The sequence below is a fragment of the Oleiharenicola sp. Vm1 genome, assembly GCF_047777955.1.
In the GTDB taxonomy this organism is placed as follows: Bacteria; Verrucomicrobiota; Verrucomicrobiia; order Opitutales; family Opitutaceae; genus Didemnitutus.
This window is the reverse complement of sequence record NZ_CP180537.1, coordinates 3,275,365-3,294,800: the sequence shown is the minus strand read 5'-3', so window position 1 is coordinate 3,294,800 and position 19,436 is coordinate 3,275,365. Positions and strand designations below refer to the sequence as shown.

Below are 19,436 nucleotides of genomic sequence, written 5' to 3'. Positions count from 1 at the left end.
GGGCGGCACCTCCCCGAACGCGAAGTCTCCCTCGGCTCCGGCAAGGCCGCCGCGCTGGCCCTGGCCGCGTCGTTCCCGACCCAGCTGTTCAACATCGAGGCCGACGCGCTCCCGGCGGGGCTCGATCCGAAGCGCCACGTGGTCTTCTCCACGCTGCACGGGGTGTTCGGCGAGGACGGCGGCATGCAGCGCCTGCTCGAGCAGGCGGGCGTCGCCTACGCCGGCTGCGACGCGGCGGGCTCCGAACTCTGCTTCGACAAGTGGCGCACGCGCCAGGCCGTCTCGGCGCTGGGCGTGCGCGTCGCCCCGGGGCGCGCCTTCGACGTCACGAGCAAGCCGAAGGCCGCCGTGCTCTCCGACGAGCTCGGCGAGCAGGTCGTGCTCAAGCCCAACCGCCAGGGCAGCAGCGTCGGCCTGCAGATGATCACCTCGCGCGCCGGCCTCGAGATCGCCCTCGCCGGCATCCGCCAGGGCGACTGGGTGATCGAGAAGCGCATCGTCGGCCGCGAGCTCACCGTCGGCCTGCTGCGCGGCCGCGCCATGGGCGTGGTCGAGATCGCGCCGAAATCCGGCGTGTTCGACTACACCAGCAAGTATACCAAGGGCATGACGGAATACACCGCGCCCGCCCCGCTGTCCGCCGAGCAGACGGCCGAGGTGCAGCGCGCCGCCGAGACGGCGTTCGCCGCCTGCGGCTGCCGCGACTACGCGCGCATCGACTTCATCCTCGCGCCGGACGGCGAGCTTTATCTGCTGGAAATCAACACGCTGCCCGGCATGAAGGAGACGAGCCTCTTGCCGATGAGCGCTCGTTGCGTGGGCCTCGATTTCAACGCGCTTTGCCGCGAACTGGTCGCGCCCGCCCTCGAGCGCCTCGCCGGCGCCACCACGAAGCAATGAGCGAGGAGAAGGACACCGCCGCGGCCGAGCGTTCCTGGCGCACCATTCGCCAGGACGTGACGCCGCGCGCCATGTCCGCCCGCGGCCGCCGGCGCCAGCAGATGGCGTGGTTCAAGGGCGCCGCGCTCGTGGCTCTCACCGGCGCGGTGGCGTGGGGCGTCTACGAGATGGTCCACACCTGGGAGAACGACCGCGCCGCCATCGCCTCGGCGGTGAAGAGCGAGCCGGTGAAGGACATCGTCGTCATCACCGACGGTGTGCTCGGCAACGAGTGGGCCGCGCGCGTGCTCGCCCTCCCGCGTCACACCACGCTCATGGCGCTCGACCTCGCCGCGCTGCGCGAGAAGCTGATGGCCGTCGGCCAAGTTCGCGTGGCGGTGCTCACGCGCAATTTTCCCGACACCCTGCGCATCGACCTCCAGGAACGCACGCCGGTCGCCCGCATCCAGGTGGAGGACGGCGGGGAAAGAAACAGCTGCTCGTGGCCAAGGACGGCGTCGTCTACGAGGGCGTGAACTACGACAAGGCGCTGCTCGCCAGCCTGCCGTGGCTCGACGGCCTCCGCCTCCGGCTCGCCGACAACGGCCCGGGCTACGCGCCGATCGACGGCATGAAGGCCGTGGCTGACCTCCTCACGACCGCCCAGCTCCAGGCCCCGCACCTCTACCGCGAGTGGCTCTTCGTCTCGCTCGCGCGCCTGGCCAGCCACGACGAGATCGCGGTCAAGGCGCAGGACATCCCCGAGATCGTCTTCAGCGCGAAGCAGGACTTCTTCCGCCAGATCGCGCAGCTCGACTACATCATCGACGAGACGAAGCGCACCCTGGCCGAGCCGCAGCTCCTCTCCGTCAACCTCGCCCTCGGCCCGCAGGTGCCGGTGCGGCTCGCACAGACGCCCGAGGAGCTGGCCCGGCAGGCGAAGTCGGGCGCGGTCGCGCCGGCCTTCAATTTCACTTCCCCGTCCCCTTCGAAACAGAAACCTTCACGTGATCTCTAACGGCAGCAGAATCATCGGTGCGGTCGAAATCGGCACCGGCAAGATCGCGGTCCTCGTGGGCGAGATCGCCCGCGGCCGCGCGCTCAACATCATCGGCGTCGGCCTCTCCCAGTCGCGCGGCGTGATGAAGGGCGAGGTCGTCGACTACAAGGCCGCCTCCGAGGCCGCCCACCACGCGCTCGAGATGGCCGAGAAGAAGGCCGGCGCCCGCATCGACGAGGTCTGGCTCGCCCAGACCGGCCCGCACCTCGACGGCTTCTACAATGAGGCCTCGGTCAACGTGAAGTCGGCCGACAACACCGTCACCCAGCTCGACATCGCCACCGTCTGCGACCTGGCCAAGGAAAAGGAGCTGCCGTCCGGTCGCACGCGCATCCACGAGCTCCGCCGGCCGTTCCGCCTCGACGGCCGCGTCGTCGCCGATCCCGAGCATCTCTCCGGCAGCCGCCTGGAAGTCGGCTACTGGATCGTCCACGGCCAGGAGGCCAAGGTCAGCGACAACATCCACGTCGTCGGCGGCTACCACCTCGAGGTGCGCGAGCTCGTGCTCTCGGCCCTGGCCAGCGGCTCGCTCCTCACCACGCAGGAGGAACGCATCCACGGCGCGCTCGTCCTCGACGTCGGCAAGGGCATCACCGACTACGTGCTCTACCGCGACGGCCACGTCGCCGCGACCGGCACGCTGCCCGTCGGCGGCGAGCACGTGACGAACGACCTCGCCATCGGCCTCCGCGTCACCACGACGCAGGCCGAGATGCTGAAGCTCCGCCACGGCCGCGGCACGGTGCAGACGCGCGACAAGTCCGACAAGGTCTGGCTCAACGGCGACATGTCCTTCGGCGACCGCCAGATCGCGCGCGGCGCGATCGAGACGATCACCTCCGCCCGGGTGCAGGAGATCTTCGAGATCGTGCAGAAGAAACTCGGCCCGAAGCTCTCGCCCGAGCATTGCGGCGCCGGCGTCGTCCTCACCGGCGGCACGGCCAAGATGCCCGGCATCGACGAAGCCGCGAGCCGCGTCTTCGGCCTGCCCGTCCGCCGCGGCGAGGCGCCGTCGTGGGTGAAGGACGAGCTGAAGGATCCGATGTTCAGCGCGGTCCTCGGCGTCTTCCAGTTCGGCTTCAAGCACGCCTCCGAGCACCATGTGCCGGCGCGCCGCCGGCCGGGCGGCCTCTTCGCCGGCCTGACGAAATTCTTCTCCTGAGGACCCGACGATGAACAACGAACTTCCCCTCGAGGCCCTCACCGACCGCGACATCGGCATCAAGCTTGTCGGCATCGGCGGCGGCGGCTCCAACGCCGTCGACCGGCTGAAGATGGAGAACCTCGACCGCCTCCAGCTCGCCGTCATCAACACCGACTTCAAGGCGCTCAGCGCCTCGCCTGTGCAGGACAAGGTCCTCATCGGCGCCGGCGTCACCCGCGGCCTCAGCGCCGGCGGCGACCCCGCGCTGGGCTACCAGGCGGCCGACGCTGACCGGGAGAAGATCGCCGAGGTGGTCAAGGGCACCGACCTGGTCTTCCTGCTCGCCGGCCTCGGCGGCGGCACCGGCTCCGGCGCCACGCCCGTCGTGGCCGAGATCGCCCGCGATGCCGGCGCGCTCGTGATCGCGTTCGTGACGCTGCCGTTCAGCTTCGAGGGCGGCCGCCGCCGCAAGCAGGCCGAGGAGGCGCTCGAGGAGCTGCGCAAGCAGTGCCACGCCGTCATCCCGCTCTCCAACGACCTGCTGCTGCAGGAGGGCACGGAGCAGACGAGCGTGCTCGACTCCTTCGCCCGCGCCGACGTCTGGATGGGGCGCGGCGTGAAGTCGATCTGGGCCATGCTTTCGCAGACCGGCCTGATCAACGTCGACTTCCAGGCCCTGCGCACCGCCTTCCAGACGCGCGGCGGCAAGACGCTCTTCGGCCTCGGCACCGGCGAGGGCGAGAACGCCGCCCAGGACGCCTTCGAGGATCTCAAGAACTGCCCGCTGCTCGCCACGCCCGAGTTCGCCCGCAAGGCCGACCGCCTGATGGTGAACATCACCGGCGGCGCCGACCTGAGCCTGACCAAGGTCAACGAACTCATGACCGCCGTGACCGAGGAGTTCGGCCGCGAGGCGCACGTGATCATGGGCGCCGTCATCGACGAGGCGCTGCAGGGCCGGGTCGAGGTCTGCGTCATCGGCGCGACCGACATCGGCGGCCGCACCTTCACCCGGGCGAAGCCGAACACCCCCGCCAAGCGCCCTGAGCGCGCCCCGGCGGCGGGCGAGACGACCGAGGGCGAGTCCGCGCCGAAGGCCGCCGCCCCGGCGGAGCGCTCCGCGCGCGCGCCCAAGGCCGCGGCGCACGACCCGAACAAGCCGCAGCAGGAGGAGTTCGGCTTCGGCGGCGTCGCCGAGCCGGAGGCCAATCGCGGCTCGTTCGACAAGTCCGACCGCAATCTCTTCGAAGGCCAGGACCTCGACGTGCCGACGTATCTGCGCCGCGGCATCAAGGTCACGGTCTGACCCCGGCATGGGCGGCCCGCCGTCGGTCTTGCTGGTGCCCGGTTACTCGGGCGGAGGCCCGAAGCACTGGATGCGCGTGTGGCACGCCGCGAATCCCGCGTGGGCGCGGATGGCGCTGGCGGACTGGCGGTCGACCTCGCCGGAGGCCTGGGACTCCGCGCTCGAGCGGGCGCTGGAGCCGCGGTCCGCGCCGGTGTGGATCATCGCGCACAGCCTCGGCTGCATCGCCGTCGCGCGCTACGCCGCTCGCGGCGGGCGCGGCATCGCCGGGGCGCTGCTCGTGGCGCCGGCGGATGTCGAGCAGGCGCCCGACCTGCCGATGTTGCGCGGCTTCGGACCGATCCCGCGCGAGTCGCTGCCGTTCCCGGCCCTCGTCGTCGCGAGCACGGACGATCCCTACGCCGCGCTGGCGCGCACGACGGAGTTCGCCGCCGCCTGGCGGGCGGACCTGCGCGTGATCGGGGCGGCCGGACACATCAACTCCGATTCGGACCTCGGCGCGTGGCCGGTGGGGCAGGGGCTGTGGCGGGAATTGCGGGCTCGGGAGCCGGGCGCCTAACTCCGCTTGGCAAGCGCGCGGGATTCTGCACGTTTGGTCGCATGTTCATCGACGAATGCACCATCAAAGCCCGCGCTGGCGACGGAGGCCGCGGTTGCGTGAGCTTTCGTCGCGAAAAATACGAGCCGTGGGGCGGCCCCAACGGCGGCGATGGCGGGCGCGGCGGCCACGTCGTCCTGCGCGGCGACGACGACCAGAACAACCTGATCGACTTCAAATACAAGCCGCACTGGACCGCCGAGCGCGGCGAGCACGGCCAGGGCAAGGACTGCAACGGCCGCGAGGGCCGCAACGCCGTGCTGCGCGTGCCGCTCGGCACCGTCGTCTACCGGCTCGAGACCGGCGAGGTCGTCACCGAGATCCTCGAGGACGGCCAGGAGTTCATCCTCTGCCACGGCGGCAAGGGCGGCTTCGGCAACACCCGCTTCAAGTCCTCCATCAACCGCGCCCCGCGCCAGCACGGCCCGGGCGAGCCGGGCGAGTTCGGCGAGTATCGCCTCGAGCTGAAGAGCATCGCGGACGTCGGCCTCGTGGGCTTCCCCAACGCCGGCAAGTCCTCGCTCACGGGCCTCATCACCAAGGCCCACCCGAAGGTCGCGGCGTATCCCTTCACCACGCTCCAGCCGCAGATCGGCATCATCGAGTTCGTCGAGGAATACGACCGCCTCATCCTCGCCGACATCCCCGGCCTCATCGCCGGCGCGAGCGAGAACAAGGGCCTCGGCCACCGCTTCCTCCGCCACATCGAGCGCTGCGCCCTGCTGCTCATCATCGTCGACATGGCCGGCACCGACGGCCGCGACCCGCGCGACGACTACAAGCAGCTGCTCAAGGAGCTCGAACTCTACGACCCCGAGCTGCTCAAGAAACCGCGCCTCGTCGCCGCCAACAAGATGGACGAGGACGCCGCCGTCGCGAATCTCAAGAAGTTCAAGACGCGCTACAAGACCGCCGAGATCGTCCCCATCTCCTGCCTGAGCGAGGAAGGCATCCCCAAGCTTAAAAAAGAACTGCTAAAACGCGTCCGGAAGCTGCGGAAGAAGCAAAAGGCATCGCCAGCCCCCGCGGCGTGATCCCATTCTCGTCTCTCCCATGACGGAACATCGGCCACTCCTCATGCGCGCCAACCGCCTCCTCGGCTCGGCGCTCGTGGAGCACAACCTCGTCAAGTTCGAGGACCTCGAGGCCGCCAACGAGCGCGTGCTCGAGCTGGCGGGGCAGGGCGATTTCCGGCAGGCCTCCGTGCTCGGCATCCTCGCCCTCGAGCGCAAGGTCGTGCGCGAGGAGGACGTCCTCCACGCCGTGATGGAGGAGCACCAGCTCGGGGTCGTCGACCTGCGCCACTACGACGTGCCGGACGACATCCGCAAGCACCTCGACCTCGGCATGTGCTGGGCGAGCTGGACCGTGCCCTACGACAAGGAGGAGGATTTCTGGCTCGTCGCCACCGCCTATTATCTCAGTCCCGCCGTGCGCACCCACTGGGAAAAGAAACTCGGCGGCACGATCGTCTGGCACGCCACGACGATGGACGTGATCGCGGAGTTCCTCGACCGCCAGCAGGCCGAGCGCGACGAACACGCCAAGGCCCATCCCGCTTCCTGACATGCCGCTCGGACGCGTCCAGACCCAGATTGTCGACAAGCTCGTCGAGCTCGGAAAGCTCTCGCCCGAGGCGCGCGCCGCCGTCGTCAACCACACCGACGACCTCACCGGCGAGCAGCTCGACGCGCTCCTGCTGAGCGAGCACAAGGTCACGCCCTTCCCGCTCCACCTCGCCAAGTGCCGCGCGCTCGGCCTGACGCCCTTCAACGTCGCGCGCTACAAGCTCCACAACGCCACCTTCGAGAAGGTCGACCTGGAGTTCTGCCAGAAGAACACGATCCTGCCCGTCGGCCAGGTCGGCGACATGCTGCTGATCGCCTTCGCCAACCCCTTCGACACGCAGCTCGCCGCCAAGATCGCCGAGAAGACCGGCATGCGCGTCGCCCGCCTCCTCGGCACGGAGAAGGACATCAAGGAGAAGCTCAAGAAGGACAGCGCGCCCGAGCAGGTGCAGTTTTCCGACGTCGTCGACCAGCTCGGCGCCCAGTTCTCCGACGAGGAGGTCGAGATCAAGGACGAGGACCTCACGCACGAGGACTCCGCCCCGATCATCCAGCTCGCCAACCGCATCATCGAGGATGCGTATTTCTCCGGCACGTCGGACATCCACATCGAGCCGCAGGAGAAGGACCTCGTCGTCCGCTACCGCATCGACGGCCTCACCCAGGAAAAGCTCCGCCTCCCCGCCAAGGTCACCGGCGCGCTCGTCGCGCGCCTGAAGATCATGTGCAACCTCGACATCGCGGAGCGCCGCCTGCCGCAGGACGGCCGCATCGTCTTCAAGCAATACAACAAGAAGGGCGTCGACATCGACCTCCGCGTCTCCACCGCGCCGCTCAACCACGGCGAAGGCGTGGTCATGCGTATCCTCGACAAGCAGAAGTCCACGCTCCCGCTGCCGGCCCTGGGCTTCACCGAGGAGAACCTGGCCAAATACCGCGAGTGCATCCGCCAGCCCTACGGCATGATCCTGCACTGCGGACCGACCGGCTCGGGCAAGTCGATGACGCTCTACTCGGCGCTCAACGAGATCAACACGCCCGACATCGTCATCCGCACCGCCGAGGATCCGATCGAATACACGCTGCCCGGCATCAACCAGATGCAGATGCACCGGCAGATCGGCCTCACCTTCGCCACCGCGCTGCGCGCCTTCCTCCGCCAGGACCCCGACATCATCCTCGTCGGCGAAATCCGCGACAAGGAAACCGCCGGCATCGCCGTCGAGGCCGCGCTCACCGGTCACTTGCTCATCTCGACGCTGCACACCAACGACGCCCCGAGCACGGTCGCGCGCCTCACCGACATGGGCATCGAGTCGTTCATGGTGTCCTCCTCGCTCGTCTGCGTCTGCGCCCAGCGCCTCATGCGCCGCGTCTGCAAGACCTGCCGTGTCGCTTACGAGCCCGAGGGCCGCGAGCGCGACATCATGGAGCGCGCCATCGGCTGGACCGGCGGCACCATCTTCAAGGCCAACCCCAAGGGCTGCCCGAAATGCGGCGGCACCGGCTACAAGGGCCGCGTCGGCATCCACGAGCTCATGGTCACGAACGAGGAGCTGATCGAGGGCATCAACAAGGAACTCGAGACCGCCGAGCTGAAGAAGATCGCGATGCGCGGCGGCATGAAGACGCTCCACCAGGACAGCTGCATCAAGGTCAAGGAAGGCCTCACGACCCTCGCCGAAGCGCTCAGCACCGTGCCGCAAGACATGGAACTGCGCGGCTGATCCCCACGGCCGCGGCGTCGCGCCGCGAGGGAAGGGCGCTTGGGGACAAGCGCCCCTACCGAAGAAGCACGGATTGAGGTAGGGGCGGTTGCCCTCAACCGCCCTCGAACGAGGCCGAACGCCCGAGCACCAACCGCGGGCGCCGCCGCAACCCAGCCGGCTGATGAGACAACGAGCTCCGAGGGAGAAACAATCGACTCAACGGCCGCAGCAACCGCCTTGTCCCTTGAAGCAACAAAGCCGGCTCTGTCCGCAGCGAGCGAAGGGCGCTTGGGGACAAGCGCCCCAACCGAAGAAACACGGATTGAGGTAGGGGCGGTGTCTGATGTCGCTGCGCTCGGTAGCCCTCAACCGCCCTCGAACGAACTGAGCGCCCGAGCAACACGCGCGGTGCCCCCCGCAACGAGGTCGGACGACTAAACAATCGATCCGTCCGGCCAAACAATGGACTCGTCCCCCGAAACAATGGAGTTGGAGCCCAAAACAAGAGACTCGGTCGGCGAAACAATTGAGCCGGACGACAAAACAATTGAGTTGGGAAACGAAACAATTGAGTTGGCGACTCAAGCAATGAGCTCGGCGCTTCAAGCAATCGGGTCGTCCGTGTAAACAATCGCCTCGGCGTGTAAAACAATCGGGTTGGCGTGGGAAACAATGACGCACGGCGATCAAACAATCGCCTCGGCGCCTCAAGCAATGAGGTCGGCAGCTCAAACAATCGCGTCGGCGTGTAAAACAATGAGCTCGGCGAGTGAAGCAATGACCCTCTCGCGGGAAGCAATGACCCAGTGCACTCAAGCAATTGCGCAAGTGCTTGATTCAAGAGCCCGGAGCGGCGCCGCAGGCGCGAGGTGACCGCAAGCACCGCACCCCGGGCGCAGCGCAATTGAGGAACCCCTGTCCGCGACGGGGGCGCTCGTAAGGTAGGGGCGGTTGTCCCAACCGCCCTCGACCGGGACATCGCATCGCGAGCGAAAGGGCGCTTGAGGACAAGCGCCCCAACCGAAGAAACGCGCGCTGCATTCCGGCAGCAACGGTGTCCGATGTCGCTACGCTCGGCAGCCCTCAACCGCCTTCGAACGCGTTGGCTCCCACGCAACACACCAAAACCACGAAAACAAACCGGACCGCCCGCGCATCCCCCCGGCGAATCGGCCATGGGCCCCGCGCGCCCGAAAAAGGCCGCCGGGTCAGGTGTCGCGCCAGCGTAGCCAGGTAGGGGCGGTTGCCCCAACCGCCCTTGCGTGCCCGCAGCGTGGCCACGCACGCGTTCGAGGGCGGTTGAGGGCAACCGCCCCTACCTCGACGCGTGCAGTTTGCCGGCGGGGAACCCGCGACCCGGTGCCTGGACGCGCGGCGGATGCGGGGCGCTTGCCCATCGGCGTGCTTTGCCTTGTCCTCCTGTCTTTCGTTTCCCGTCCGTCGCGCCCAAGCATGTCCTACTGGCCCGAGTTCCTGACCATCGTCATCGCCCACGCGCTCGCCGTCGCGAGTCCCGGGCCGGACTTCGCGCTCGTGCTGCGCCAGAGCCTCGCCCACGGCCGGCGCGTCGCCGTCTGGGCGAGCATCGGCATCGGCAGCGGCATCGCCATCCACGTCGGCTACTGCTCGCTCGGCCTCGGCCTGCTGCTCCGCGATTCGCCCACGGCGCTCGCCGTCGCGAAATACCTCGGCGCCGCCTATCTCGCCTGGGTCGGCGTGCAGGCCCTGCGCGCGCGACCGCGCGAAGGCGACCTCGACCTCTCCGAGGGCGACGCCGCCCCGACCGACGGCGCCGCGTGGCTCCAGGGCTTCATCGTCAACGTGCTCAATCCCAAGGCCGCGCTCTTCTTCATCTCGCTCTACACGCTGCGCGTGAGCCCGGCCACGCCGGCGCTGCTGAAATTCGGCTACGGCGTCTGGCTCGTGCTCGCGACGATGGCGTGGTTCTGCCTAGTGTCGGTGCTCTTCACGCAGGCCGAGGTCCGCCGCCGCTTCCTCCGCCACGGCCACTGGATCGACCGCGCGCTCGGCGTCGTGTTTCTCGCCTTCGCCGCGGCGCTGGTGCTGGCGAAGCTGGGCTAGCCCGCCCGCACGCTCTCGGCGCCAAAGGACACCACGTCGACCCCCGGCGAAAAGTGGCAGATGGGGCGATCCGCGAGGACTTCCAGGCCCGCGGCCGCCACGATGGAGTTGTGCTCGAGCTCGACCTCGGCCTCGTGCAGGGGCCAGGGCGCATGGTGCACTTCCACCCGTCGCAGGGCGCCCCGGCGGGAAACGGCGTAGAGGGCGTAGCGCTCCGTCGCCCAGTGGGCGAAGGAGCCGGGCCGCGGAGACAGCCGCGGCCCGACGGGACGATACCGGCCGCGAAACTCCGCGCGGGCCCCGTGGCGCCGGCTGCGGAAGTCGATCCACGCACCGCTCCGCTCCTGCGCCATCGCGGCGTGGAGATAGGGCAGATTGAAAAAGCGCCGGCCGCCGAACACGGCGAGGCGGGAGGCGGCGTCGAGGCTGAAGAACCACACTCCCGGCTTTCCCTCCGCCTCGACGTAGGTGCGGAGGTTCAGCTCCGGAAAATCGGGCAGCCGCGCCAGCCCGTGCAACCCCCGCGGTCCCAGCCGCGCCATCCGAAACGGCACCACGCCCAGCCACGCGCTGCCGTCAAACTGCTGCAGCCGGATTCCCCGCGGCAACAGGCGCTCGATCGGTCCCGGCGCGGCGCGATAGTGGAGGAACGCCAGGTCCAACCAGGATTGCTGCCACGTCCACGGCGCGGCCGGCAGGGGCCACGGACGATGCGAAGTCTGCGCGAGGGCCGGGTGTTCCATGGCTCACACAAAGATCCCGCCGCCCAGCAACTCCTCGCCGCGGTAGAGCGCGAGGATCTGGCCGGAGGCGAGGGCGCGTTGCGGGGTCGTGAAGCGGAGCGTGGCCGAGGTGGGCATCGGTGTCCCGATGGCGGCGTTGGAAATCGTCGCTGGCTGGTTCTGATGTAGGGCGGGGTCTCCCGACCCCGCCGCGACGGTCGGCATGGCGTTCATCGCGCTTGGCGGGGTCGGGAGACCCCGCCCTACAGCCTCCGGACGAACATCCGGGATGAACTCCACCGTCACGCGCGGGTCGCGGTAGCGGACGCGGCATTCGAGCGTGGTCGGCTCGGTCGCCGACCCTGACGGACTCGTCGTGATCGGCGCGCCGATAAAGCTCAGGCTGTGCACGCGGCACTCGGTGGTCCACAGGCCGGGCGCCTCGGGGCCGTCGAAGGCCACGAGCAGCGCGTGGTCGCTCGCGCGCTTGCCGACGACGACATAGGCCTGGTGATCGGTGTTCGACGGGATGCCGATGCCCTTGCGCTGGCCGATGGTGAAGTAGTGCAGCCCGCGGTGTTCGCCGAGCACGACGCCATCGGTGGCGCGCACGATCGGACCGGGTTGCTCGGGCACGTAGGCGCGGAGGAAGTCCGCCATCTTCACCTCGCCGATGAAGCAGATGCCCTGGCTGTCCTTCTTCGTTGCGGTCGGCAGGCCGGCGCGCGCAGCGAGCGCGCGCAGCTCGGGCTTGGGCAGATGGCCGATGGGGAAGCGCGCGAAGGCGAGCTGCTCCTGATTGAGCAGCGCGAGGAAGTAGGACTGGTCCTTGTTCTTGTCCGCGCCCTCGAGGAGGCGGAAACGCGGCGCGCCGGACGCGGAGGGCGAGGGGCTTCCACCCGCCGCGCGTAGTGCCCGGTCGCGAGCCCCTGGAAACCCTCGGCGCGCGCGTAGGCGGCGAAGACGCCGAACTTCACCCGGCTGTTGCACATCACGTCGGGATTCGGCGTCAGGCCGCGCTGGTAGCCGTCGAGCAGGTAGTCGACGACGAGGCGGCGGTAGTCCTGCATGAGGTTGACGACGCGGAACTCGAGGCCGAGCCGGTCGCAGACGGCGCGCGCGTCGTCAATGTCCTGCATCCACGGGCAGTGGCCGATGACGTTGTCCTCGTTGATCCAGTTCTTCATGTAGGCGCACACGACGTCGTGCCCCTGCTCCTTGAGGAGCAGGGCGGCGACGGAGCTGTCGACTCCGCCGGAGAGGGCGACGAGGAGGCGTTCGCGGGCCATGTTTTGCTAGGGAAACGACGTTCGCGCGGGACGAAAACAAAATCTTCGCGCGGCGGCGTCGCGGAATCGTCACCGGATCGCGGCGTCCGCGCGCTCGACAGCGGGGGGCATGAGTCTACGGTGTGCGGGATGAAACGACTCCTGTGTCTGGTGGCGGCCTGCGGACTCGGGCTGCTGGCGCACGCGGCGGACGAGAAGCCCGCGCGGCCGATCCCGGCGATCGAGCGGGTGCTGATTGTCAGCATCGACGGTCTGCGCCCCGACCGCCTGCTGCTCGCGCACACCCCGGTGCTGCACGGGCTGATCCAGACTGGCGCCTACACGATGTGGGCCCAGACCACGGCCGTCTCGATCACGCTGCCCTCGCACGTGAGCATGCTCACCGGCGTCATCCCGCGGAAGCACAAGATCGAGTGGAACATGGACCTGCCGCTGGCCGAGCCCGTCTATCCGGCTTATCCGACCGTGTTCGAGCTGGCGAAGAAGTGGCACTACACCACCGCGCTCATCACCGGCAAATCGAAGTTCGGCCCGCTCACCAAGCCCGGCACGCTCGACCACCTGTCGATGCCGGCGCACGACCTCGAGGTCGACGAGCCCGTCGCCGAGGAGGCGGTGAAGATCATCCGCGCCCACCGGCCGGAGCTGGCCTTCGTGCATTTCCCCGCGGTCGACAAGCGCGGGCACAAGTTCGGCTGGGGCTCGCGCGAGCAGCTCGCCGCCATCGAGGCCGCCGACGCCTGCCTCGGACGCGTGCTGGCCGCCTACGACGAGGCCGGCCTGCGCGCGCACACGCTCGTCATCGTCTCCGCCGATCACGGCGGCGGCGGGCTGACCCACGGCGCCGAGGACCCGCGCAGCCGTTACATCCCCTGGATCGCGAACGGCCCGGGCGTGAAGCCGAACTTCGACCTCACGCAGTATCTCGACCTCGTCGTGCGCACCGAGGACACGTGCGCGACGGCATGTTACGTGCTCGGGCTCGGCCAGTTTCCCTATTTCGACGGCAAGCCCGAGCTGCTCGCGTTCGACGCTCCGCCGAAATCCTGACGCTTGAACCAACCCGAACATCGCATCCTGCGCGCGTGGCTCACCTCCGCGTCGAGCGGCATCATCGAGCTCGACGCCGACTGGAACGAGGACCTCCTGCCGCTGCTCGCGCCCGGCGAGAAGGCCTACCAGCTCGCCTCGCTCGAGCCCGCCGCGCCCGAGGTCTACGCGGAGGAGGCCGGCTACTACGTCGACGCCGCCGGGCAGCTCGTGTTCGTGCTCGATCCGGCCGAGCACGCGGGCGTGGACTTCGAGCGCACGCCGCTCTACGTCGGCGGCGATTTCAACGGCTGGGGCGAGGCCATCGGCCGCCCGGAGTGGCAGCTGAAGAAGAGCCGGCTGCTCGGCCGCGACGCCTGGACGCTCGCCGTGCCGGCCGCCGGCCTGCTGCGCGAGCCGCCGCCGCAGTTCAAGTTCGTCACCGGCGATGCGCGCTGGCTCACGCTCCCGCCCGACGCCACCAATTCCGCGCCCGACGGCGAGGGACACGTCAACCGCCTGCTCCTGCGCCAGCGCACGGGCCGGAACCTCTTCGCCTTCACGACCCGGGCCCCGCTCGAGCCGAGCCGCACCTACTCGGTCATCCACCTGCGCGACGGCCAGCAGTCGCCCAAGATCCGCCTGCGCCTCGGGAAGTTCTTCCACCAGCTGCGCAGCGAGCTGCCGCTCGGCGCGCTCGTGCGCAAGAACGAGACGATCTTCCGGCTCTTCGCCCCGCGCGCGAAGACGGTGCGCGTCTCCGTCAGCGAGCAGCCCGACGCCCCCGGCGGCCCGCACGTCTACGAGCTCGACAAGCGCCTCGAGGACGGGGAGTGGCGCGGCGTCTGGGAGGCGCGGCTCGACCAGAACCTGCACGGCTGGTTCTACTGGTATAACGTCAGCGGCCCGCAGAACCTCTTCGGCAACTTCCACCCCAACCAGCGCATCCTCGACCCGTATGCGCTCGCCGCCGTCGGCCGCGACGGCCCGGGCATCGTGCTCGACCGCGCCTGGGTGGGGCCGGGCGACCGCAGCTTCCACCCGCCCGCCTGGCAGGATCTCGTCGTGGCCGAGGCGCACGTGCGCGACCTCACCGCGCACGCGCCGGTCGCGCTCGCGCCCGAGGAGCGCCGCGGCTTCGCCGGCCTGAAGAAATGGGTCGAGAGCCCCGACTTCTACCTGAAGCGCCTGGGCGTGAACGCGGTCGAGTTGCAGCCGGTGCAGGAGCACGACAACGCCACGCCCGACGACTACCAGTGGGGCTACATGACCACGAACTGGTTTGCGCCCGCCAGCGCCTACGGCACCGCCCCGGAGCGCGCGACGCAGGTGAAGGAGTTCCAGGAACTGGTCGCGGCGTTCCACCGTCAGGGCATGGCCGTGATCCTCGACGTGGTCTACAACCACGCCGGCGAGCCCGCGCACCTGATGTTCATCGACAAGCTCTACCACTTCGAGCTCGGCGACGACGGCGCGCTGACGAACTGGAGCGGCGTCGGCAACGACCTGCGCTGCCGCTCGGCGATGACCAAGCGCCTCATCATCGACAGCCTCACGCACCTGATCGAGGCCTACGGCGTCGACGGCTTCCGCTTCGACCTGGCCGAACTCATCGGCGTCGGCGTGCTGAGCGAGATCGAGACCGCGCTGAAGCGGGTGAAGCCCGACGTCATCCTCATTGCGGAGCCCTGGAGCTTCCGCGGCCACATCGCCGACGCGCTGCGTCCGACCGGCTTCGCCTCGTGGAACGACGGCTACCGCAACTTCCTCCGCGACTACGTGCACGCCGGCGGCGGGGCGGACAAGCTGGAGTATTTCCTCAAGGGTTCGCCGTGGCACTTCGCCTACTGGCCGGCGCAGACGGTGAACTACACCGAGTCGCACGACGACCGCACCTGGCTCGACGAGATCACCGAGAACGGCGGCAAGAACGGCGTCCGCCCCACGCTGAACGACGTCCGCCGCACGCACCTGATGGCGGCGATCCTCTTTGCCTCGATCGGCATCCCGATGGTCGCCGCCGGGCAGGATTTCCTCCGTTCGAAGCACGGCGTGAACAACACCTACCTGCGCGGCGACCTCAACGCGCTCGACTACCACCGCCTGCGCCGCTTCGCCGGCACGCACGCGTATTTCGCGGAGTGGATCGCCTTCCGCCGCTCGCACGCCGGGCGGCACCTGCGGCTCTGGACGCGGCCGAGCGAGGGATTCTTCCGCGCCTGCGCGGGTCCGGACGGCGCGTCGCTCGCGCTCCTCTACAACGCCGATGGCAGCGCCGGCGCGCAGAAGCTTCTCTTCGCCGTCAACCCGCAGCAGGACGACGTCGTGATCCCGATCGGGGACGTCGCGGCGCACGCCTGGCGCCTCGTCGCCGACCACGAGCGCTTCTACGATCGCCGCAGCGCGCCGCACGACACCGTGGCCGCGGAGCTCTTCGTGCCCGCGCTCGGCTGCGGCCTCTGGGTGAGCGGAGAGTGAGCTTTCGCCAAGATGTGCGCGAGGCGGCGGCGTAATTTCGCCCGCCGCCGGCTTATGTCACTGCAAAGCGTGTATTCCCCGGCACTGTGTCGGTTCCTCACTTGCCAAAGCCGCGGCCCGGCTGTTCATTCGGAGCTCCTAACGTTCTTCAACCCATCCCCCTTATGGCAGTCAAAGTCGCTATCAATGGTTTCGGCCGCATCGGCCGCCTCGTGTTCCGCGCGCTCGTCGAGCAAGGTTTGCTCGGTAAGGAGCTCGATGTCGTCGCCGTCGGCGACATCGTGCCCGCCGACAACCTCGCTTACCTGCTGAAGTATGACTCCACGCAGGGCAAGTTCCAGGGCACCGTCGGCTCGAAGAAGTCGGCCGCCGACAAGGCCGAGGACGACATCCTCGTCGTGAACGGCAAGGACATCGCCGTCGTCAGCGCCAAGACCCCGGCCGAGCTGCCGTGGAAGAAGTTCGGCGTCGACATCGTCATCGAGTCCACCGGCCTCTTCACCGAGTGCAAGAAGGACGACCCGAAGAGCGCCTACGGCCACATCGTCGCCGGCGCCAAGAAGGTCATCATCTCCGCTCCGGCGAAGAACGAGGACATCACCGTCGTGATGGGCGTGAACGACGACAAGCTCGACCTCACGAAGCACACGATGATTTCCAACGCCTCCTGCACCACGAACTGCCTCGCGCCGATCGTGCACGTGCTCCTCAAGGAAGGCTTCGGCGTCGAGGAAGGCCTCATGACGACCATCCACTCCTACACCGCGACCCAGAAGACGGTCGACGGTCCCTCGAAGAAGGACTGGAAGGGTGGCCGCTCCGCCGCCATCAACATCATCCCGTCCTCGACCGGCGCCGCCAAGGCCACCGCGCTCGTGCTGCCCGAGGTCAAGGGCAAGCTCACCGGCATGTCCTTCCGCGTGCCGACGCCGACCGTCTCCGTCGTCGACCTCACGGTCAAGACCACCAAGGAGACCTCCTACAAGGAGATCGCCGCCGCGATGAAGAAGGCCTCCGAGACCTACCTCAAGGGCATCCTCGCCTACACCGAGGACGAGGTCGCTTCCTCCGACTTCATCCACGACAAGCACTCGTCGATCTTCGACGCGGGCTCCGGCATCGAGCTCAACCCGAAGTTCTTCAAGCTCGTCAGCTGGTATGACAACGAGTGGGGCTACTCCAACCGCGTCGTCGACCTGACGAAGAAGATCGCCGCCAAGCTCTAAAGAATCCTTTGGCCCACGGAATACACAGAACACACGGAAGGCCCTGCGCCGTTCCGTGTATTCCGTGTGTTCCGTGGGCCTTTTTATTTTCGGAGGTAAACCACCATGGCCAAATTCAAATCGATCCGTGATCTGCAACTCGCCGGCAAGCGCGTCCTCATGCGCGTGGACTTCAACGTCCCGCAGGACAAGGCCACCGGCGCCATCACCAACAACGCCCGCATCGTCGCGGCGCTGCCCACGATCAAATACGCGCTCGAGCAGGGCGCCGCGGTCGTCCTCATGTCGCACCTCGGCCGCCCCGACGGCCAGCGCATCGCCAAGTTCTCCCTCAAGCCCGTCGCGGCCGAGTTGGAGAAGCTCCTCGGCAAACCGGTGAAGTTCCTCGACGACTGCGTCGGCGCCACCGTCGAGGCCGCCTGCGCCAAGCTCGCCCCCGGCGAAGTCGTGCTGCTCGAGAACCTCCGCTTCCACATCGAGGAGGAGACGAAGGTGAAGCTCGAGGACGGCTCCAAGAAAGCCGCCGACAAGACCGCGATCGCCGCGTTCTGCGCCAGCCTCTCCAAGCTCGGCGACGTCTATGTCAACGACGCCTTCGGCACCGCCCACCGCGCGCACAGCTCGATGGTCGGCGTCGCGCTCAAGGACAAGGCGGCCGGTTTCCTCATGGAAGCGGAGCTCAAGGCCTTCAACAAGGTGCTCGAGAATCCCGACCGCCCGCTGCTCGCCATCCTCGGCGGCGCGAAGATCGCGGACAAGATTCCCCTCATCAACAACCTCCTCGACAAGGCCAACAAGGTCATCATCGGCGGCGGCATGGCCTACACCTTCCATCAGGTGAACCGCGGCATGAAGATCGGCGCGTCGCTCTTCGACCCCGAGGGCGCGAAGATCGTCGCCGAACTCGAGGCCAAGGCGAAGGCCAAGGGCGTGGAACTGATCTTCCCCGTCGACTTCATCTGCGCCGACAAGTTCGCGCCCGACGCGGCCACGCAACCGGCCACGCTCGAGAGCGGCATCCCCGACGGCTGGATGGGCCTCGATGCCGGTCCGAAGTCGATCGAGCTCTACCGGAAGGCCATCCTCGCCTCCAAGACGATCGTCTGGAACGGCCCGGCTGGCGTGTTCGAGTTCGACGCCTTTGCCGGCGCGACCAAGGCGATGGCCAACGACATCATCGAAGCCACCGCCCAGGGCGCGACGACCGTTGTCGGCGGCGGCGACACCGCGACCGCGGCGAAGAAATTCGGCGCGGCCAAGAAGGTGACGCATTGCTCCACCGGCGGCGGCGCCAGCCTCGAGTTCCTCGAGGGCAAGGTCCTCCCCGGCGTCGCGTTCCTGGAAAGCTGATCGTTTACCCGTTGTAGGGCGGGGTCTCCCGACCCCGCCGCTACGAACGTGGTGCCGCTCACGTGGCGGGGTCGGGAGACCCCGCCCTCCATTTTCCGATCGCGCGGGCGCGCCCGCGCCGAAATTTCTCCTCGCGCCGCCCGCGCCGCTCGGGCCTAGTTACCGTTCGTTTTTACCATGTCCACTCCGACCCAGTCCCCGATTCAGATCCGCCGAAAGCTCATCGCCGGCAATTGGAAGATGAACAAGACCGCCGCCGACGGCGCCGCGCTCACGAAGGAAATCGTCGAGCAGGTCGGGCGCGAGACCGCGGTCGACACCGTCGTGTGCCCGCCGTTCACGGCGCTGGAGAGCGTCCGCCACGTCCTCGAGGGCCAGGCGGTGAAGCTCGGCGCGCAGAACATGCACGCGGAGAAGAACGGCGCCTTCACCGGCGAGATTTCCGCCGAGATGCTCCGCGCGCACTACGTCACGCACGTCATCCTCGGCCACTCGGAGCGCCGCCAGTATTTCGGCGAGACCGACGCCCTCGTGAACAAGAAGGTCCTCGCCGCGCTGGCCAACGAGCTGCGCCCGATCCTCTGCGTGGGCGAGACTCTCGCCGAGCGCGAAGGCGGCAAGACGCTCGAAGTGGTCAAGACCCAGACCGAGGCCGCGCTGGCCGGCGTGAAGCCCGAGCAGATCACGTCCGTCATCATCGCCTACGAGCCCGTCTGGGCCATCGGCACCGGCAAGGTCGCCACCACCGCGCAGGCGCAGGAGGTCCACGCCTTCATCCGCAGCCTGCTCACCGCGCTCTACGGCGCCGCGCTGGCGCAGAAGGTCCGCATCCTCTACGGCGGCTCGATGAAGCCCGCCAACGCCCCCGAGCTGCTCGCGCAGCCCGACATCGACGGCGGCCTGATCGGCGGCGCCTCGCTCGAGGCGAAGTCGTTCGTCGACCTGGTCAAGGCGGCGATGGCCGCGAGCTGAGGCGCTGCGCCTCAGCCCCGCCCG

17 protein-coding genes and 2 pseudogenes are annotated in these 19,436 nt (G+C 68.5%); 15 read left to right on the top strand and 4 right to left on the bottom strand.

The genetic code is table 11. From position 1 onward, the window contains the following. Positions 1–54: 54 nt before the first annotated feature. The 10 genes from ACMYLB_RS15865 to ACMYLB_RS15820 all read left to right on the top strand — a co-directional run bounded on the left by ACMYLB_RS15865 (position 55) and on the right by ACMYLB_RS15820 (position 10,346). Positions 55–900 (top strand): D-alanine--D-alanine ligase family protein, encoded by an 846-nt coding sequence (locus tag ACMYLB_RS15865; RefSeq protein ID WP_415911101.1) that lies wholly within the window; start codon positions 55–57, stop codon positions 898–900. After that, complete coding sequence (locus ACMYLB_RS15860; RefSeq protein WP_415907935.1) at positions 897–1,415, top strand: cell division protein FtsQ/DivIB; 519 nt, start codon at positions 897–899, stop codon at positions 1,413–1,415. The genes ACMYLB_RS15865 and ACMYLB_RS15860 overlap by 4 nt, the downstream gene beginning before the upstream one ends. Continuing rightward, positions 1,382–1,897: a hypothetical protein gene (locus ACMYLB_RS15855; protein WP_415907934.1), complete on the top strand. Its 516-nt coding sequence runs from the start codon at positions 1,382–1,384 to the stop codon at positions 1,895–1,897. The genes ACMYLB_RS15860 and ACMYLB_RS15855 overlap by 34 nt, the downstream gene beginning before the upstream one ends. Beyond that, positions 1,887–3,101, top strand: a complete 1,215-nt coding sequence (ftsA, locus tag ACMYLB_RS15850) for a cell division protein FtsA (protein ID WP_415907933.1) — start codon at positions 1,887–1,889, stop codon at positions 3,099–3,101. The genes ACMYLB_RS15855 and ftsA overlap by 11 nt, the downstream gene beginning before the upstream one ends. A gap of 10 nt (positions 3,102–3,111) precedes the next feature. Next, positions 3,112–4,389, top strand: a complete 1,278-nt coding sequence (gene ftsZ, locus ACMYLB_RS15845; protein WP_415907932.1) for a cell division protein FtsZ — start codon at positions 3,112–3,114, stop codon at positions 4,387–4,389. A gap of 7 nt (positions 4,390–4,396) precedes the next feature. Then, the gene (locus ACMYLB_RS15840) at positions 4,397–4,948 is read left to right on the top strand and encodes an RBBP9/YdeN family alpha/beta hydrolase (protein ID WP_415907931.1); all 552 of its coding nucleotides are present in this window, start codon (positions 4,397–4,399) and stop codon (positions 4,946–4,948) included. A 41-nt stretch (positions 4,949–4,989) separates the two neighbouring features. Then, entirely contained in the window at positions 4,990–6,021 is a 1,032-nt protein-coding gene (gene obgE, locus ACMYLB_RS15835; protein ID WP_415907930.1) for a GTPase ObgE, read from the top strand. Between the two features lie 43 nt (positions 6,022–6,064). Next, complete coding sequence (locus tag ACMYLB_RS15830; protein WP_415907929.1) at positions 6,065–6,553, top strand: hypothetical protein; 489 nt, start codon at positions 6,065–6,067, stop codon at positions 6,551–6,553. 1 nt (position 6,554) lies between these two features. Further along, the gene (locus tag ACMYLB_RS15825; RefSeq protein ID WP_415907928.1) at positions 6,555–8,282 is read left to right on the top strand and encodes a GspE/PulE family protein; all 1,728 of its coding nucleotides are present in this window, start codon (positions 6,555–6,557) and stop codon (positions 8,280–8,282) included. A gap of 1,434 nt (positions 8,283–9,716) precedes the next feature. Beyond that, entirely contained in the window at positions 9,717–10,346 is a 630-nt protein-coding gene (locus tag ACMYLB_RS15820) for a LysE family translocator (RefSeq protein ID WP_415907927.1), read from the top strand. On the opposite strand, the gene ACMYLB_RS15815 is transcribed toward ACMYLB_RS15820, so the two are convergent. From ACMYLB_RS15815 to ACMYLB_RS15800, 4 genes and pseudogenes are all read right to left on the bottom strand, one after another. Beyond that, positions 10,343–11,089 carry a YqjF family protein gene (locus ACMYLB_RS15815; RefSeq protein WP_415907926.1) on the bottom strand — a complete coding sequence of 249 codons (747 nt, stop codon included), beginning with the start codon at positions 11,087–11,089 and terminating at the stop codon, positions 10,343–10,345. The two genes, ACMYLB_RS15820 and ACMYLB_RS15815, sit on opposite strands and share 4 nt — an antisense overlap. Before the next feature lie 3 nt (positions 11,090–11,092). Then, positions 11,093–11,728, bottom strand: coding sequence for a tRNA methyl transferase PRC-barrel domain-containing protein (locus tag ACMYLB_RS15810; RefSeq protein WP_415911100.1), 636 nt, complete (start codon positions 11,726–11,728; stop codon positions 11,093–11,095). A 69-nt stretch (positions 11,729–11,797) separates the two neighbouring features. Further along, positions 11,798–12,058 (bottom strand): annotated as a pseudogene (locus ACMYLB_RS15805) (hypothetical protein); the annotation flags it as partial. Continuing rightward, positions 12,022–12,357, bottom strand: a pseudogene (locus ACMYLB_RS15800) (asparagine synthase-related protein); the annotation flags it as partial. The pseudogenes ACMYLB_RS15800 and ACMYLB_RS15805, both read right to left, overlap by 37 nt. Positions 12,358–12,486: 129 nt before the next feature. On the opposite strand from ACMYLB_RS15800, the gene ACMYLB_RS15795 reads away from it, so the two are divergent. The 5 genes from ACMYLB_RS15795 to tpiA all read left to right on the top strand — a co-directional run bounded on the left by ACMYLB_RS15795 (position 12,487) and on the right by tpiA (position 19,412). Beyond that, positions 12,487–13,407, top strand: coding sequence for an alkaline phosphatase family protein (locus tag ACMYLB_RS15795; protein WP_415907925.1), 921 nt, complete (start codon positions 12,487–12,489; stop codon positions 13,405–13,407). Between the two features lie 3 nt (positions 13,408–13,410). Then, positions 13,411–15,864 (top strand): alpha-amylase family glycosyl hydrolase, encoded by a 2,454-nt coding sequence (locus ACMYLB_RS15790; protein ID WP_415907924.1) that lies wholly within the window; start codon positions 13,411–13,413, stop codon positions 15,862–15,864. Positions 15,865–16,028: 164 nt separating this feature from the next. Continuing rightward, positions 16,029–17,090 (top strand): type I glyceraldehyde-3-phosphate dehydrogenase, encoded by a 1,062-nt coding sequence (gap, locus tag ACMYLB_RS15785; RefSeq protein WP_415907923.1) that lies wholly within the window; start codon positions 16,029–16,031, stop codon positions 17,088–17,090. Positions 17,091–17,195: 105 nt separating this feature from the next. Continuing rightward, positions 17,196–18,440 carry a phosphoglycerate kinase gene (gene pgk, locus ACMYLB_RS15780; protein WP_415907922.1) on the top strand — a complete coding sequence of 415 codons (1,245 nt, stop codon included), beginning with the start codon at positions 17,196–17,198 and terminating at the stop codon, positions 18,438–18,440. A gap of 177 nt (positions 18,441–18,617) precedes the next feature. Next, a complete protein-coding gene (tpiA, locus tag ACMYLB_RS15775) occupies positions 18,618–19,412 on the top strand; it encodes a triose-phosphate isomerase (protein ID WP_415907921.1) in 795 nt (264 codons plus the stop codon). The last annotated feature ends 24 nt before the right edge of the window (positions 19,413–19,436 follow it).